The organism is Stenotrophomonas sp. NY11291, assembly GCF_023277365.1.
Classification (GTDB): Bacteria; Pseudomonadota; Gammaproteobacteria; order Xanthomonadales; family Xanthomonadaceae; genus Stenotrophomonas; species Stenotrophomonas geniculata.
In genome coordinates this window covers 593,641-609,644 of record NZ_CP096975.1, presented here as the reverse complement: position 1 = coordinate 609,644, position 16,004 = coordinate 593,641, and the positions used below count along the sequence as shown (strand labels likewise).

At 67.1% G+C, this 16,004-nt stretch carries 16 protein-coding genes; 9 read left to right on the top strand and 7 right to left on the bottom strand.

Features of this window, described 5'->3' with window-relative positions:
* Window positions 1–125: 125 nt before the first annotated feature.
* Complete coding sequence (locus M1L61_RS02785; protein WP_248854279.1) at window positions 126–947, top strand: EamA family transporter; 822 nt, start codon at window positions 126–128, stop codon at window positions 945–947.
* A 132-nt stretch (window positions 948–1,079) separates the two neighbouring features.
* Here the strand turns inward: M1L61_RS02785 and rimI are convergent, their stop codons facing one another.
* The 3 genes from rimI to pssA are packed head-to-tail and all read right to left on the bottom strand — an operon-like array spanning window position 1,080 to window position 2,856.
* The gene (rimI, locus tag M1L61_RS02780) at window positions 1,080–1,577 is read right to left on the bottom strand and encodes a ribosomal protein S18-alanine N-acetyltransferase (RefSeq protein ID WP_032128003.1); all 498 of its coding nucleotides are present in this window, start codon (window positions 1,575–1,577) and stop codon (window positions 1,080–1,082) included.
* Window positions 1,574–2,083 (bottom strand): DNA polymerase III subunit psi, encoded by a 510-nt coding sequence (locus tag M1L61_RS02775; RefSeq protein ID WP_248854278.1) that lies wholly within the window; start codon window positions 2,081–2,083, stop codon window positions 1,574–1,576. Before M1L61_RS02775 ends, rimI begins: the two co-directional genes overlap by 4 nt.
* Window positions 2,080–2,856 (bottom strand): CDP-diacylglycerol--serine O-phosphatidyltransferase, encoded by a 777-nt coding sequence (gene pssA, locus M1L61_RS02770; protein WP_019660986.1) that lies wholly within the window; start codon window positions 2,854–2,856, stop codon window positions 2,080–2,082. Before pssA ends, M1L61_RS02775 begins: the two co-directional genes overlap by 4 nt.
* Before the next feature lie 80 nt (window positions 2,857–2,936).
* Between pssA and M1L61_RS02765 the strand changes: the two genes are divergently transcribed.
* The 3 genes from M1L61_RS02765 to M1L61_RS02755 all read left to right on the top strand — a co-directional run bounded on the left by M1L61_RS02765 (window position 2,937) and on the right by M1L61_RS02755 (window position 6,186).
* Entirely contained in the window at window positions 2,937–3,311 is a 375-nt protein-coding gene (locus tag M1L61_RS02765) for a DUF4124 domain-containing protein (protein ID WP_054170984.1), read from the top strand.
* 565 nt (window positions 3,312–3,876) lie between these two features.
* Window positions 3,877–5,580 carry a proline--tRNA ligase gene (locus M1L61_RS02760; RefSeq protein ID WP_248854277.1) on the top strand — a complete coding sequence of 568 codons (1,704 nt, stop codon included), beginning with the start codon at window positions 3,877–3,879 and terminating at the stop codon, window positions 5,578–5,580.
* A gap of 222 nt (window positions 5,581–5,802) precedes the next feature.
* On the top strand, window positions 5,803–6,186 hold the full coding sequence (locus M1L61_RS02755) for an H-NS histone family protein (RefSeq protein WP_049398421.1): 384 nt from the start codon (window positions 5,803–5,805) through the stop codon (window positions 6,184–6,186).
* 135 nt (window positions 6,187–6,321) lie between these two features.
* On the opposite strand, the gene M1L61_RS02750 is transcribed toward M1L61_RS02755, so the two are convergent.
* Window positions 6,322–7,581: a threonine/serine exporter family protein gene (locus M1L61_RS02750; RefSeq protein WP_010480697.1), complete on the bottom strand. Its 1,260-nt coding sequence runs from the start codon at window positions 7,579–7,581 to the stop codon at window positions 6,322–6,324.
* A 92-nt stretch (window positions 7,582–7,673) separates the two neighbouring features.
* On the opposite strand from M1L61_RS02750, the gene M1L61_RS02745 reads away from it, so the two are divergent.
* The 4 genes from M1L61_RS02745 to M1L61_RS02730 are packed head-to-tail and all read left to right on the top strand — an operon-like array spanning window position 7,674 to window position 11,192.
* Window positions 7,674–8,795, top strand: coding sequence for an ABC transporter permease (locus M1L61_RS02745; RefSeq protein WP_010480695.1), 1,122 nt, complete (start codon window positions 7,674–7,676; stop codon window positions 8,793–8,795).
* 1 nt (window position 8,796) lies between these two features.
* Window positions 8,797–9,624: an ABC transporter ATP-binding protein gene (locus M1L61_RS02740; protein ID WP_010480693.1), complete on the top strand. Its 828-nt coding sequence runs from the start codon at window positions 8,797–8,799 to the stop codon at window positions 9,622–9,624.
* Window positions 9,625–9,627: 3 nt separating this feature from the next.
* On the top strand, window positions 9,628–10,554 hold the full coding sequence (locus tag M1L61_RS02735) for an MlaD family protein (protein WP_010480691.1): 927 nt from the start codon (window positions 9,628–9,630) through the stop codon (window positions 10,552–10,554).
* Window positions 10,551–11,192 carry an ABC-type transport auxiliary lipoprotein family protein gene (locus M1L61_RS02730; RefSeq protein ID WP_049455356.1) on the top strand — a complete coding sequence of 214 codons (642 nt, stop codon included), beginning with the start codon at window positions 10,551–10,553 and terminating at the stop codon, window positions 11,190–11,192. The genes M1L61_RS02735 and M1L61_RS02730 overlap by 4 nt, the downstream gene beginning before the upstream one ends.
* Window positions 11,193–11,195: 3 nt before the next feature.
* On the opposite strand, the gene M1L61_RS02725 is transcribed toward M1L61_RS02730, so the two are convergent.
* The 3 genes from M1L61_RS02725 to M1L61_RS02715 are packed head-to-tail and all read right to left on the bottom strand — an operon-like array spanning window position 11,196 to window position 13,193.
* A complete protein-coding gene (locus M1L61_RS02725; protein ID WP_049455357.1) occupies window positions 11,196–11,783 on the bottom strand; it encodes an alpha-ketoglutarate-dependent dioxygenase AlkB in 588 nt (195 codons plus the stop codon).
* A 44-nt stretch (window positions 11,784–11,827) separates the two neighbouring features.
* Window positions 11,828–12,460 carry a CoA transferase subunit B gene (locus tag M1L61_RS02720; RefSeq protein WP_053442491.1) on the bottom strand — a complete coding sequence of 211 codons (633 nt, stop codon included), beginning with the start codon at window positions 12,458–12,460 and terminating at the stop codon, window positions 11,828–11,830.
* A gap of 1 nt (window position 12,461) precedes the next feature.
* Window positions 12,462–13,193: a CoA transferase subunit A gene (locus M1L61_RS02715; protein ID WP_248854276.1), complete on the bottom strand. Its 732-nt coding sequence runs from the start codon at window positions 13,191–13,193 to the stop codon at window positions 12,462–12,464.
* 158 nt (window positions 13,194–13,351) lie between these two features.
* Between M1L61_RS02715 and M1L61_RS02710 the strand changes: the two genes are divergently transcribed.
* Window positions 13,352–15,982, top strand: coding sequence for a DEAD/DEAH box helicase (locus M1L61_RS02710; RefSeq protein WP_345779134.1), 2,631 nt, complete (start codon window positions 13,352–13,354; stop codon window positions 15,980–15,982).
* The last annotated feature ends 22 nt before the right edge of the window (window positions 15,983–16,004 follow it).

The window sequence follows — 16,004 nt, the reverse complement described above, 5'->3', positions numbered from 1 at the left end:
TCTGGTGCGTGCCAGCCAAGGTTGGCACCTACCACGGCGGGAGAGGTTGGCATCTACCGATGCGGAATCGGAAACGCCGGGCAATGCCCGGCGTTTCCATTTTCCCGACATGGCATCATCGCCCGATGCCTCTTTCCATTTTCCTGCTGGTCCTCGCGGCTGCGGCCCTGCACGCCAGCTGGAATGCGATCGTCAAGCGCGGACCAGACAAATTCCTCGGCACCGTGCTGGTCACGGGCAGCGCCGCACTGCTGTCGGCGGCCGCCCTGCCCTTCCTGCCGTTCCCGGCCGCGCACTGCTTGCCGTGGCTGGGTGCGTCGGTGCTGTTGCAGGTGACGTACTACAGCCTGGTCGCACGCTGCTACCAGCAGGTCGACATGAGCCTGGCCTATCCCCTGATGCGTGGCAGCGCGCCGATCCTGGTTGCGCTGGCGGGCACCCTGCTGGGCGAGCAGCTGCCTCCGGCGGCGTGGCTGGGCGTGGTGCTGGTCAGCACCGGCATCCTGTGCATGGCACTGGGTGCACGTGGCGGCCAGCTGCGGCTGCCGCTGCTGACTGCGACGATGATCGCCACCTACACCCTGGTCGATGCGCAGGGCGCGCGCCAGTCCGGCAGCGCACTCAGTTACACGCTGTGGCTGTTCCTGCTGTCGGGCATTCCGCTGCCACTTTGGGCGTTGTACACCCGCGGCGGCGCGGTGCTGGACTATGCGCGCCAGCACTGGCCGCTGGGACTGGCCGGTGGCGTCGGCACCACCGCCTCCTATGCGATGGCGCTGTGGGCCATGACCCAGGCACCGGTGGCGATGGTCTCGGCGCTGCGCGAATCGTCGATCCTGTTCGCGTTGCTGATCTCGGTGTTCCTGCTGCGCGAGCGCATACCGCGCGCACGCTGGCTGGCGGCGGCGTTGATTGTGGTTGGGGTATTAGCGTTGCGGCTGGCGTGAGCAGAGTGTGCCAACCAAGGTTGGCACCTACCGAAGCGGACAATGTGTGCCAGCCAGGGTTGGCCGCCGGTAGCTCCGGGCCGCGCCCGGCGAGCGCGGTAGTGCCGGCCGCTGGCCGGCAACCCTTCCCGGTTACAGCGGCGGCATCGCCTGCAGGTCGCCGTCGACCAGTTCGATCGCCATCACCACCGCGTCCTCGCGGCCCTGTGCGGCCGGGTAGTAACGCGGGCGGCGGCCGATCTCGTTGAAGCCTTCGCTGTGGTACAGCGCCAGCGCCGGCGTGTTGGACGGACGCACTTCCAGGAACACCCGCTGCGCACCCCGGTCGCCGGCCAGCTGTACCAGCGCGCGCAACAGCTGGCGTCCGAGCCCACGCGACTGCGTCAGCGGGTCGATGCAGACGTTCAGCACATGGGCCTCGTCGGCCGCGATGCTGAGCACGCCATAGCCGATCAACTGGCCATCGCGCTCCATGGCCAGGCCTGGATAACCCGCACGCAGGCAGTCAACGAAGATGCCGCGGGTCCAGGGAAACGGATAGCCGCGTACTTCAATCGCCATCACCGCGTTGAGGTCGCTCTCGCGCAGCGCACGCAGGCTGACCGGACCCGGCTGGCTGACCGCACTCATGGCGTGCCCCGCTTGCGCAGGGCGCGCAGCTGCGGCCACAGCGCGCGCTTGGCGGCCGGGTCCTGGCGCAGCTGGTCCAGCGGCCAGCTGTCCATCAGCGCCTGCGTGGCCGGATCGTTGGGGTTGCAGCCGGACGCGCGCAGCAAGGCGATCTGCAGGCGATCCGGCAGCCGCACCACCGGCTGCCGGGCATTGCCGCCGGGCAGCGGGCGGGCAGCGGCGGGCGCGGTGTCCGGTGCGCTGACCGGGGTCTCGCGACGCGGCGGTGCCGGGCGCTCCTGGCGGGAAACCGGTGTGGCCGCAGCCAGAGGCTCGCGCGCGGGTGCGGTGGGTGCCCGCGCCTGCTCCGCCGCTGGCGCGGCAGCCGCCTCGGCTTCGGCCACGCTCAGCTGCAGTGCGGCATCCAGCTCGGCGGCCAGCTGGCCGTCGTGATAGACGGTGTAGCCCATGGCCTGCAGCCAGGCCTGCTGGGCCGGAGACCACAGCACGGGCAGGTCCTGGCTCACGCGGCCTCGGGCTTCTTGCGCAGGCGCTGCACGGCCCACATCACCGGGCCGGACAAGGCGTACAGGATGCCCACCGCGAACAGCACGCGCGGCAGATCGATGACCGCGATGGCGATGGCCACCGGTACCAGCGCCAGCACCAGGAACGGCACGCGGTCGGAACGGGTACCCTTGGCGCCGCCGCCCTTGAAGCTCCAGAAGCGGATGCGGCTGACCATCAGCAGCGCCGCAATGATCGTCACCGCCAGCGCCACGTAGCGCAGCTGGTTGCCGTCCCAGCCCAGGTTGCCATCGGCAAAGGCCCAGACGAAGGACATCATCAAGCCAGCCGCGGCCGGGCTGGCCAGGCCGACGAACCAGCGCTTGTCGACCACCGCCACCTGGGTGTTGAAGCGGGCCAGGCGCAGCGCCGCGCAGGCGGCATACAGGAAGGCCACGGCCCAGCCAACGCGGCCGAGCAGCGGGTCATCGAACTTCAGCCACGACAGCGACCAGTGGTACATCACCAGCGCCGGGGCCATGCCGAAGCTGACCAGATCGGCCAGCGAGTCGTACTGCACGCCGAATTCGCTGCTGGTACCGGTCAGGCGCGCCACGCGCCCATCCAGGCCATCCATCACCGCTGCCACGAACACGGCGATGCTGGCGTTGACGAAGTCCCCGTTGGCCGCGGCGATGATCGCGTAGAAGCCGGCAAACAGGCCGGCGGTGGTGAACAGGTTGGGCAGCAGGTAAATCGTGCGCGAACGCGGCGGCGGTGTGATCGGGTCCATGGAATCCAGTTTAATCGACTTGCCAGTGCTCGGCGCCAATGCTGCAATCGGCGTTCTACGCCCATTCCGTGGAGTTTGCCATGCGTGTCCTGTCCTGCCTTGGATGCCTGCTGCTGTTGGCCAGTGCCAACGTCGTGGCTGGCCCGGTCTATAAATGGAAGGACGCCAATGGCGTGACCCAGTATTCGGAGACCCCTCCGGCGGGCAGGAAATTCGAGACCCGGGCGCAGGCGCGCAGCCCACAGGCTGCGGCCAGCGCCGAGACCCCCGCCGCACCGGTGCCTGAGCAGTGCAGCACAGCCCGGGCCAACCTGGCCCTGCTGGACGGTGGCGGCCAGGTGATGCAGGACACCGATGGCGATGGCAAGGCCGATACCCCGTTGGCTCCGGAGCAGCGCAGTGCGCAGAAGGGGTTGGCGGAGGCCGCCATCAAGGCGTACTGCCCGGCAGAGTGAGGGTATCGGCAGGGCTTGCAGCCCTGCACCCGCAGAGGCAATAGCAAGGGCAACGTCAAAAGCGGGCATTCCGTGGAATGGCGGGGCGGTGTCGGATTGCGGGGACGCCGCAAGTACGTCCATGTAGGCTTGGCAGCCGCATCCATGCGGCTGACACCCCGCAATCCGACACCGCCCCACCCCCGACAGATTCCTGGTGGTCCGTAGATCCACGCCATGCGTGGATGAATCTCCATTGAAATCGAATATTTCGGGAGTTGACCGAACAGCAGCCGAGCATGGCTCGGCTGCAGAGATGCAGGCAGATCGCAGGAAACTGTCGAAGGCGGGGTGGGTCCGGTGGCAGGGGTGTGAGCGGCATGGATGCCGCGACCAAGCCCCCATGGACGGGTTTACGGCGTCCCCTGCCACCGGATCCACCCCGCCATCCCACAGGAAGCCCGCTGTTGCTGTTGCTGTTGCTGTTGACGTTGCTTGAGGCGGGTGCAGGGCGCAGCCCTGCCGATACCCCTCCCCCCGGCCGGGCTGGCAGAATAGGCGTCTCTGCCGTTATCCGAAGCCGACGATGCGCCTCTCCCAGTTCCACCTGCACACCACCAAGGAAACCCCCAGCGACGCCGAGCTCACCAGCCACCGGCTGATGCTGCGCGCGGGCATGATCCGCAAGCTGGCATCGGGCCTGTACACCTGGTCGCCGCTGGGCCTGCGCGTGCTGCGCAAGGTCGAGCGCATCGTGCGCGAGGAAATGGACCGCGCCGGTGCCGTGGAATTCCAGATCCCGACCATCCAGCCGAAGGAACTATGGGAGCAGACCGGCCGCTGGCAGAAGTTCGGCCCGCAGCTGCTGAAGATCAAGGACCGCAAGGACCAGGTGTTCTGCTACAGCCCGACCGCCGAAGAAGCCGCCTGCGACTTCGCGCGCAGCGAGCTGTCCAGCTACAAGCAGCTGCCGGTCAATTTCTACCAGGTGCAGACCAAGTTCCGCGACGAGATCCGTCCGCGCTTCGGCGTGATGCGTTCGCGCGAGTTTCTGATGAAGGACGCCTATTCGTTCCACCTGCACGATGAGTGCCTGGTGCGCGAATACGAGAACATGAAGTCGGCCTATAGCCGCATCTTCACCCGCCTCGGCCTGGACTTCCGCATGGTGCAGGCCGACTCCGGTGCGATCGGCGGCGATGCGTCGCAGGAATTCCACGTGATCGCCGATTCCGGCGAGGACGCGCTGGTGTTCTCCACCGGTTCGGACTACGCGGCCAACATGGAAGCGGCGATCGCCGCCGATCCGGCACCGCGTGCCGCCGCCAGCGAAGCCATGCGCAAGGTCGACACCCCCACCCAGAAGACCTGCGAGGACGTCGCGGCACTGCTCGGCATCGACCTGCAGCGCACGGTGAAGTCGGTGGCGCTGATCGCGGGCGAAGGCAAGGCACAGCAGTTCGTGCTGGTGCTGGTGCGCGGCGACCATGAGGTCAACGAGATCAAGCTGGCCAAGGTTGCCGGCCTGGACGAACAGCGCTTCGCCAGCGAAGCGGAAATCGCCGACCATCTGGGCGCCGTGCCGGGCTTCCTCGGCCCGGTCGCCCCGGCCAAGGCCATCCGCGTGGTGGCTGATCGCGAAGTGGCGGCGATGTCCGACTTCGTCGTCGGCGCCAACGAAGCCGGTTTCCACCTGGCCGGCGTCAACTGGGGCCGCGACCTGCCGGAACCGGAAGTGGCCGACATCCGCAACGTGCGTGCCGGTGACCGCGCGCTGGACGGCGGCGAACTGAAGATCGCCCGTGGCATCGAAGTCGGCCACGTGTTCCAGCTGGGCCGCAAGTACGCCGAAGCGCTGGATGCCACGGTGCTGGACGAGAACGGCAAGGCGGCGGTGATGGCGATGGGCTGCTATGGCATCGGCATCTCGCGCGTGGTGGCTGCCGCGATCGAACAGAACCATGACGATGCCGGCATCATCTGGCCGGACGCGATGGCGCCGTGGCAGGTGGTGGTGTGCGTGATCAACCCGAAGGGCGACGCTGCCGTCGCCGATGCAGCGTCCAACCTGCTGCAGGAACTTCGCGACGCCGGCCTCGATGCCGCGCTGGACGACCGTGGCCTGCGCCCGGGCGCGATGTTCGCCGACATGGAACTGATCGGCATCCCGCACCGCGTGGTGGTCAGCGAACGTGGCCTGGCCGCCGGTACCTACGAGTACCGCTCGCGCCGCGCCAGCGAAGCCGAGAACCTGGACAAGGCCACCCTGCTGCAGCGTCTGCAGGACTGATCAGGAAAAGACCGGGGCATGCCCCGGTCTTTTTCTAGCTGACGCCCATTTGAGCAATATTGCAGCGGACATAATCCGGTCAAAATAGACGCAATGCAGCCGGGATGCTGCCAGGCCATGACCCGCCTGCATTTGTGCTGGGATTAATTCATCTTTATTCTGTCCCGCGACGCCATGGACTGGCTCGTCCCGTCCACTTATTAGTTTCCGGAGTAACCGTAAATGAGCATTGACCTGACCGGCCTGTCGGCACGCGAGCTGGGCGCCCTGATCCGTACCGCCAAGAAACAGCAGACCATCGTCGCCAAGCGCCGGCCGATCACCAAGGTCCGGGCACAGCTGACCAAGCTGGCCAAGACCGAGGGTTACACCATCGAGGAACTGTTCGGCGACGCCCCGGCCCCGCGCGCGCGCAAGGTGGCCAAGGCCGCCAAGGCACCGTCGAAGACCGCTGGCCGCAAGCTGGGCAAGGTTGCTCCGAAGTACCGCAACCCGGCCAACCCCAAGGAAACCTGGACCGGTCGTGGCAAGCAGCCGCGCTGGATGGCCGAGCTGACCGCCAAGGGCAACAAGAAGCCGGAAGATTTCCTGATCAAGAAGGCCTGAGGCCGGATTGGAATGCGATGAAGAACGCCGGCGAAAGCCGGCGTTTTTCATTCTTCGGTGTGTGGACCGAGGTCCACACCCACAGCAAGCAGCCCTCCCGGCGTGTGGACCAACGGTCCACACCCACCGACATCATTACAGAGTCTTGCGGGCGGGCATCAGCAGGTTGCCGAACAGCAGGCCGGCGACCAGGGCCATCACCACGTTGAGCACGGTGAGGAACACGCTCTGGCCGGCACCCACGTCCTGCTGCTGGACCAGGGTCAGCACGCCGCGCAGGCTGGTGCTGCCTGGCACCATCATGATGATGCCAGGCAGGCGGATGATCGCACCCGGGCGGCCAACGAGACGGCCGAACAGATTGCCACCGGCGGTCAGCAGCATCGCCGACAGGAAGATGCCGGCCGGCGCGCCCCAGGCGTGGCCACCGAACTTGGAGATCGCATAGCCGGCCACCGAGGCGGCGATCACCCACGGGTAATCGCGGCGGTTGGCCTTGAACAGCATCGCGAAGGCGAACGCCGCGGTCAGCAGCGAGCCCCACTCCACCCAGGGCCCCTGCGGCCGCGCCGCGCGGATCACCGGGTCGAGGCCGAGCACGTCGGCCAAGGTCACCGCGATCATCGCGCCCACACTGAGTTTCATGATGGTGGTCAGCGCACCCGCGAAGCGCGCGGTCCCCGACACCCAGTGCTGGCTGGCCAGTTCATTGACCGCATTGGTCAGCGACATGCCCGGCAGCAGCACCACCAGCGAGGCGATGATCACGGTGTTGAGGTTGAGCGCGCCGATGAAGGACGCGACCAGCGTGGCGACCAGGCCGGCCAGCAGCGCGGCCAGTGCCTCGGCTGCTTCGCGGGTGGCCGGGCGACGGTCGGTGACCATGCCGAGCAGGCCGATCATCAGGCCGATGACACCGGCGGTGGCGATGTCCAGCCACGGCAGCTTCCACATGCCGGCCACGCCGGCCGCGCCGAGGGTGAACGAAAGGATGGTGCGCAGCTTGCCGCGCCGGCCCGGATCCTTGTCCAGCTGGCGCAATGCGGTGTGGCCCTGGGCGATGCTCATCCGCCCATTGGCCACTTCCTCGGCGATATGGTCGGCGACGCTGAGCTTGTGCAGGTCGTTCTCGCCGGGCGCCAAGCGGATCACGCGGGTGATGTCACTGGAGCCGATCGCCTGCGCCGGGTCGCTGAAGCTGAGGATGATACCGGTGGGATTCGACCACGGTTCACAATCCAGATCGAGCTGGCGGGCCAGTGCCACCACCGCTGTTTCCAGGCGCTGGGCCGTTGTGCCATAGCTGTGCAGGCGTCCGGCGATCTCGGAAACGAAGGCCACGCGCTGTGCGTAGCTGGCCTGGGGCGTGGGGATCGTGTGAGCGTCTGCGGACATGCGCCGTAGTATTACCTAGGCTGGGTCTTACCGGAGAAATTCATCCGAGTTCGACGCGAAGCCCAATACAGAACGGTTATGCTGCGACCCGAATGGCCCAAGTGACCCCGAACCACGCCCCCCAGCTCGAACAGGATGCCCATGACCCGGGCGTGATCCGCCTGTCCGGCACCTGGACCTTGAAGACCGCGCTGGCCGCGGCCGAAGTCCTGCGCGGCGTTCCCGACACGCTGACCGGCATCGATGCCACCGCCATCGAGAAAATGGATTCGGCCGGCGTGCTGCAGGTGCTGCGCGTAGCCCATCGCGCCGACCTCGGCGAGGACGCACTGAAGTTCCGCCCGGATCACCAGGCGCTGGTGTGCACCATCGAGGAAGTGGCCGACGACCGGCCCAAGCCCAAGCGCGACTTCGGCGTGCTGGCGGCGCTGGAACGGCTGGGTGTCAGCGTCCATGCCACCGGCCACAACATCAAGGCGCTGTGCAGTTTCCTCGGCGAGAACCTGGTCAAGGGAGCTCGTCTGGTCAAGGAACCCCGTCGCTTCCGCCTGACCGCCACCGTGCACCAGATGGAGCAGGTCGGGCTGGACGCGGTACCGCTGGTGGCGCTGCTGTCCTACCTGGTGGGCGCGGTGATCGCCTTCCTCGGCTCGACCATCCTTCGCGACTTCGGCGCCGAGATCTACGTGGTCGAGCTGGTCAACATCGCCTTCCTGCGCGAGTTCGCGGTGCTGCTGACCGCCATCGTGCTGGCCGGCCGCACCGCCAGCGCCTTCACCGCACAGATCGGTGCGATGAAAGCGCGCGAGGAAATCGATGCGATGCGCACCCTGGGCCTGGATCCGATCGACCTGCTGGTGCTGCCACGGCTGCTGGCGCTGCTGGTCACCCTGCCGCTGCTGACCTTCATTGCGATGGTGGCCGGCCTGGCTGGCGGCATCACCGTCGGTGCGTTCGACCTCGACATCCCGCCGCAGATGTACATCGCGCGCATGCACGAGACGATGGAAGTGCGGCACATGCTGGTCGGCCTGTCGAAGGCGCCGGTGTTCGCGCTGGTGATCGGCCTGATCGGCTGCCTGGAAGGCCTGAAGGTGGAAGGCACGGCGCAGTCGGTGGGCGAACGCACCACCTCCAGCGTGGTGCAGACCATCTCGCTGGTGATCATCATCGACGCCTTCGCGGCGTTGTGGTTCATGCACATGGACTGGTGACATGAGCACGCATCCGACGCCCGACGACATTCCCATGCAGGACGACGATGGCCACGACCTGGCCATCCGCGTGCGCGGGCTGGTCAACCGCTTCGGCAGCCAGACCGTGCACGAGGACCTGGACCTGGACGTGCGCCGCGGCGAAATTCTCGGCGTGGTGGGCGGCTCCGGTACCGGCAAGTCGGTACTGATGCGCTCGATCCTCGGCCTGCGCACGCCCGACGAAGGCCGGATCGAGGTGCTGGGCCGCGACGCGCGTGCCGACGATGCCGAGAGCCGCCTGCACATCGAGCGCAACACCGGCGTGCTGTTCCAGGACGGTGCGTTGTTCTCGTCGCTGACCGTAGGCGAGAACGTGCAGGTACCGTTGAAGGAGCACCACCGCGAACTGCCCGAGCGCTGGCACTACGAACTGGCGCTGCTGAAGGTGAAGCTGGCCGGCCTGCCCGCCGATGCGATCAACAAACTGCCCTCGCAGCTGTCCGGCGGCATGCGCAAGCGCGCCGGCCTGGCCCGCGCGTTGGCACTGGACCCGCCGCTGCTGTTCCTGGATGAACCGACCGCCGGACTCGACCCGATCGGCGCGGCCGCCTTCGACCGCCTGATCAAGACCCTGCAGGAAGCACTGGGGTTGACCGTGTTCCTGATCACCCACGACCTGGACACGCTGTATGCGATCTGCGACCGGGTGGCAGTGATAGCCGACCGCAAAGTGGTGGCCAACGCGCCACTGCCGGACATCGAGAAACTGGATCATCCGTGGATCCAGGAATACTTCCACGGACCGCGTGCGCGTGCCGCGCGCGGCGAACAGATCGAGAGTGCCTGAGCCATGGAAACCAAAGCCAACTACGTGCTGATCGGCGCGTTCACCCTGATCACCGGCCTGGCCCTGCTGGCCTTCGGCCTGTGGGCGGCCAAGTACTCCTCCGACCGTACCTGGCAGGAATACCGCGTGGTGTTCCGCGAGGCAGTAACTGGCCTGTCGGTGGGCAGCCCGGTGCAGTACAACGGCATCGCGGTGGGTTCGATCATCGAACTGAACCTGGTTCCGGACGACCCGCGCCAGGTGGTCGCACGCATCCGCCTGAACTCGACCACCCCGGTCAAGACCGATACCCGTGCAAAGCTGGCGATCACCAGCCTGACCGGCCCGTCGATCATCCAGCTCAGCGGTGGTACGCCGCAGTCGCCGGCACTGACCACGGTCAACAAGGACCCGGCGCCGATCATTCCAACCACGCCGTCGGCGCTGCAGAACATCACCGACGTTGCCAACCGCATCGTCGAGCGCATGGACCAGATCCTCAGCGACCGCAACGTGGCCTCGATCAACGCGACGCTGGCCAACCTGGAAACGATCAGCGGCGGCCTGGCCGACCGCGACCAGGGCACGCAGGCGCTGCTGCTCAGCGCGCGCGATGCCGCCCGCAGCCTGGACACCACGCTGAAGACCACCAATGGCACCATCGAGCGCCTGGACAAGAACCTGGTGCAGCAGCTGCCGGGCATCATCGACAAGCTCGACGCCACCCTGGCCAAGCTTGATTCGGCCGCTGGCAACGCCGACTCGATCCTTGGCGAGAACCGTGCCGCGATCAACAGCTTCGCCAACGATGGCCTCGGCCAGCTCGGCCCGACGCTGACCGAACTGCGCGGCCTGATCCGCGATCTGCGCCGGGTCAGCGACCGCCTCGAGAACAACCCCGCGCGCTACCTGCTGGGCCGCGACGCACCGAAGGAGTTCGAACCCAAATGAGCCCGACCGCCCTTCCGCGCCTGCTGCTGGCCGCTTCGATGGTCACCCTGCTGGGCGGCTGCTCCATCCTTGGCAGCAGCGAGAAAACCGCAGTGACGCTGTACTCGCCGTCCGTGCAGGTGAAGGCCGACCCGGCGTGGCCACAGGTGGGCTGGCAGCTGGTGCTGGCCAAGCCCAGCGCCGCGCGCATGGTCGACAGCCCGCGTATCAACGTGCGGCCGACGCCGTCGCAGATGGAGATCTACAAGGGGGCCAGCTGGGCACAGCCGGCCACCGACATGATCGAGGACACCCTGCTGCGTGGCTTTGAGGACTCCGGCCGCATCCGTGGCGTGGCGCGCAGCAGTGCCGGCATCCGTGCCGACTACAAGCTGTCCACCGACGTGCGCCGCTTTGAATCGGACTACCTGGGCCAGGCCACGCCGACCGTGGTGATCGAGGTCAACGCCAAGCTGATCCATGTGGCCGACCAGCGCGTGGTCGCCGACCGTACCTTCCGCCAGGCGCAGCCGGTCGGCAGTACCGACGTGCCGGCGGTTGCCGCTGCGTTCGAGCGCGGCCTGCAGCAGCTGGCACAGGAGATGGTGGGCTGGACGCTGACAAGCGGACAGGCCGACCAGCCGACCGTCGCGCGCTGACCGTCAGCGTGGCGTAATCCAGCGGAACGTCAGGTTGATCCGTTCGCCCTGCACCCGTGCCATCTTCGGCAGCGCGTGCTGGTAGAACCGCTGTGTCTGCCCCGCCATCACCAGCAGATCGCCATGGCCGAGCAGGTACTCGGCCTTCCGCGCCGGGTCATCGCGCCGGCGCAGCAGGAAGCGGCGCGCCGCGCCCAGGCTCAGCGAAGCAATCACCGGGGTCGGCCCCAGCTCTGGCTCGTCATCGCTGTGCCAGCCCATGTAGTCGCCACCGCCGCGATAGCGGTTCAGCAGCACGCTGTTGAAGCGGCCGATGCCCTCCGCCTGCAGGCGCCCGCGCATGGCCTGCAACGCGGGTGGCCAGGGGTGCGGCACGAATTCAGCACCGGAATAGCGGTAGCGCGCCAGCGGATCGCCGATCCAGCAACTCAGCCGCGGCGAATCCACCCAGTTGCCGAACATGCGGATGCGATGGACCTCCCAAGGCACATCAGCCTGCAGCACGGCCATCAGCGCATCCGCGTGGGCCGGGGCCAGCCAACCCCGCAGGTGCTGGACGTCAGCATCAGGAAGATCGTCGGGGAACAGCATCGCGTGCCTTCCGGAAAGGGGCGGCCTGCAGCCGCCCCGGGACATCAATCGCGCTGGAACGCAACGCCTGTCTTTTCCTTCAACTCGTCATCGTTGACACCGGGTGCGGCTTCCACCAGCAGCAACCCCTTGTCGGTGACATCGAACACGGCCAGGTCAGTGATGATGCGGTCGACCACGCCGACACCGGTCAGCGGCAGCGTGCATTCGGTCAGGATCTTGTGCTCGCCGTTCTTGGCGGTGTGCTCCATCAGCACCACCACGCGCTGCACGCCGGCCACCAGGTCCATCGCACCGCCCATGCCCTTGACCATCTTGCCCGGCACCATCCAGTTGGCCAGGTCACCCTTGTCGGTGACCTGCATGGCGCCGAGGATAGCCAGGTTCACATGGCCACCGCGGATCATCGCGAAGCTGTCGTGGCTGCCGAAATAGCTGGCACCGGCACGCGCGGTGACGGTCTGCTTGCCGGCATTGATCAGGTCGGCGTCCACTTCGGCGTCGGTCGGGAACGGACCGATGCCGAGCAGGCCGTTTTCCGACTGCAGCCACACGTCCACCCCTTCGGGGATGTGGTTGGCAACCAGGGTCGGCAGGCCGATGCCCAGGTTCACGTACGCACCATCGGTCAGTTCGCGGGCGGCACGTGCCGCCATCTCATCGCGGGTCCACGCCATGTCAGTTGCCCTCCGCGCGGATGGTGCGCTGTTCGATACGCTTTTCAGGATGCGCGTTGTGCACGATGCGGTGTACATAGATGCCTGGCAGGTGCACCTGGTCCGGGTCGATGGCACCCACCGGCACCACCTCCTCCACTTCCACGATGCAGACCTTGCCGGCCATCGCGCAGGCCGGATTGAAGTTGCGCGCGGTCTTGCGGAACACCAGGTTGCCCGCTTCGTCGGCCTTCCACGCCTTGACCAGCGCCACGTCGGCGCGCAGCGCGGTTTCCATTACGTAGTGCTTGCCGTCGAACTCGCGGGTTTCCTTTCCTTCAGCCACCACCGTGCCGTAGCCGGTGGCAGTGAAGAACGCCGGAATGCCCGCACCGCCGGCCCGCAAGCGTTCGGCCAGGGTGCCCTGCGGGTTGAACTCCAGCGCCAGTTCGCCAGCCAGGAACTGGCGCTCGAATTCCTTGTTCTCGCCCACGTAGGACGAAATCATCTTCTTGATCTGCCGGGTTTCCAGCAGCTGGCCCAGTCCGAAACCATCGACGCCGGCATTGTTGGAGATCACGGTCAGGCCCTTGGCGCCGCTGTCGCGCAGCGCGGCGATCAGTGCCTCGGGAATGCCACACAGGCCGAAGCCGCCCACGGCCAGCGTCTGGCCATCGGCGACCACCCCTTGCAGGGCCTCCGCCGCACTGGCGAAGCGCTTGCCGCGCTTGCCGGTGGAAGTCGATTGCTGCATTGCTGTACTACCCTGCACGTTGAGGATGACCGCATTCTAGCTGGAGGGCGGCGAAGGGCCTGGATGCGCCGCAGCATTGCACGGGCATCGCACAGGGTTCCGTAGAATGCCGGGTTCCCCTGCCAATGGCCGGCCCCGTGCCCGCCCCACCCTCGTTGATGGCCCATACCTACACCGAAGAAGACCTGCTCCGCTGGATGGAAGGCCGGACGCTGGAAATGAGCGACCATGGCCTGTCGGAAGTCCACAGCATGCGTCTGTTCGGTGACATTCTGGTCGCTGAGGTAAAGATCCCGGCCAAGTACTCCTACCGGGTGGAGATCGACCTGGCCGCCAGTCTTCGCCATCCGCGCAGCCTGCTGCGCAACCGGTGTTCCTGCCCGCTCGGCCACGACTGCATGCACGTGGCGGCCGTGCTGGCGCAGATGCTGCAGCAGATCGACCATACGCCCCCCATGCCCGACGACAGCAGCACGCTGCCAACGCTGCTGATCCGTTCGATGACGCCCGTCCTGCGCCTGCACACGGTCGAGTTCCGTCCGCCGTGGCTCGGCCCACGCGACCCTTCGCAATGGGCCGATATCGCGACCGTGGCCTTCGAATACGACGAGCACGTGCGGTTCCTGGATGATTCGAGCCTGTTCGCACACGATCCGGAGGGCCAGCTCGCCCTGCTGCCCCGCGACCTGGTTGAGGAGTCACGGCGCGAGGCCGAGCTGCGCACGGTGGGACTGCATCGCGACGTGGAACCACGGGCGCCATTGGACGGCGCAGGCCCGCAGTTCCAGCTGCGCACCCATGACTGGACACGGTTCCTGCTGGACGACGTGCCGCGCCTGGAAGCCCTGGGCTGGAAGGTGGAGACGGACGACGATTTCCGCCATCGCATCACCCGGGTGGATGAGATCGGCCTGGACATCCAGGCCGACCCGGCGGATGCGGGCTGGTTCAACCTGGGCCTGGACATCCAGGTGGAAGGCCGCAACGTGTCGATGGTTCCGCTGCTGCAGCAGGTGCTGCAGTCCGATCCCCGCTGGATGCGTGGCCAGCTGGACGCCATCGGCGATGACGAGAACATCCTGTTGATGGCAGGCGACAGCACCCGCCTGGCACTGCGGGCCGCTCGATTGAAGCCGATCATGGCGCTGTTGGCGGACCTGTTCGCCCAGCGTGGCGCGCCGCTGCGCTTGTCAGCGCTTGACCGTGGCCGCCTGCAGGCGCTGCGGGATACGGCGCGCCTGCAGTTCCGGGGGCGCAAGGACACCCAGGCGCTGGTGCAGCGCCTGATGCAGGCACCCGCACTGGGTGAAGTGCCGCCACCGGCGGGACTGGTGGCGACGCTGCGTCCCTATCAGCGTGAAGGCCTGTCGTGGCTGCAGTACCTGCGCCAGCAGGGTCTGGGCGGCGTGCTGGCCGATGACATGGGGCTGGGCAAGACCCTGCAGACGCTGGCGCATTTGCTGGTCGAAAAGGAAAGTGGCCGCCTGGACCAGCCGGCGCTGCTGGTGGTGCCGACCTCGCTGCTGCACAACTGGCAGAGCGAAGCCGCACGCTTCACCCCTGGCCTGCGGGTGCTGACCCTGCACGGACCGACGCGCGAAGCACTGTTCGAGGCGATTCCCGAGCATGATCTTGTGCTGACCACGTATCCCCTGCTGTGGCGCGACGAGCAGGCGCTGCAGGCACATGCCTACCATCTGCTGATTCTGGATGAAGCCCAGCAGGTGAAGAATCCGAAGTCACGTGCGGCCATTACCCTGCGCACGCTGCAGGCCCGCCATCGCCTGTGCCTGACCGGCACGCCACTGGAGAACCATCTGGGCGAGCTGTGGACGCAGTTCGACTTCCTGCTGCCCGGCCTGCTCGGCAGCGAGAGGCAGTTCAACCAGCATTGGCGCCATCCGATCGAACGTGGCAGCGACCACCGTCGCGCCACGTTGCTGGCGCAGCGCCTGCGTCCCTTCATCCTGCGCCGGCGCAAGGACCAGGTCGCGTCAGAGCTTCCGCCCAAGACCCTCATTACCCGCGCGGTGGACATGGAAGGCGGCCAGCGTGATCTCTATGAAACCGTGCGTGCAGCGATGGAAAAGCAGGTGCGCGAGGCCATCAGCGGCAGCGGCCTGGCGCGCAGCCATATCGTGGTGCTGGATGCCCTGCTGAAGCTGCGCCAGGTCTGCTGCGATCCGCGCCTGCTGCCGGGCGACGCCCCGGCACGCAATGCCGGCTCGGCCAAGCTGGAGCTGCTGCGCGACATGCTGCCGTCGATGGTCGAGGAAGGCCGGCGGGTCCTGGTGTTCTCGCAGTTCACCGGCATGCTGGCACTGATCGCGCAGGCGCTGGAGGAGCTCGGGCTGGCCTATGTGACCCTGACCGGCGACACCCAGGACCGGGCTACGCCGGTGCAGCGCTTCATGCAGGGCGAGGTGCCGGTGTTCCTGATCAGCCTGAAGGCAGGTGGCGTCGGGTTGAACCTGACCGCCGCCGACACCGTCATCCACTTCGACCCCTGGTGGAACCCGGCCGCCGAAAACCAGGCCAGTGACCGCGCCCATCGCATCGGCCAGCAGCAGCCGGTGTTCGTTTACCGGCTGATCGCCGCAGGCAGCATTGAAGAACGGATCGCCGAGCTGCAGGAACGCAAGGCCACGCTGGCCGACTCGATTCTCGAAGGCGGCGGTGCTACGGGGCCACGCTTCAGCGAGGAAGACGTGCAGGCGCTGCTGGCGCCGTTGCCGGGCCTGCCCGGCAAACGTTCCCGTAAAGCGGGCAAACGGTCGACGCGAGCCTGACCCCCGAACGCCAGTCAGGTGG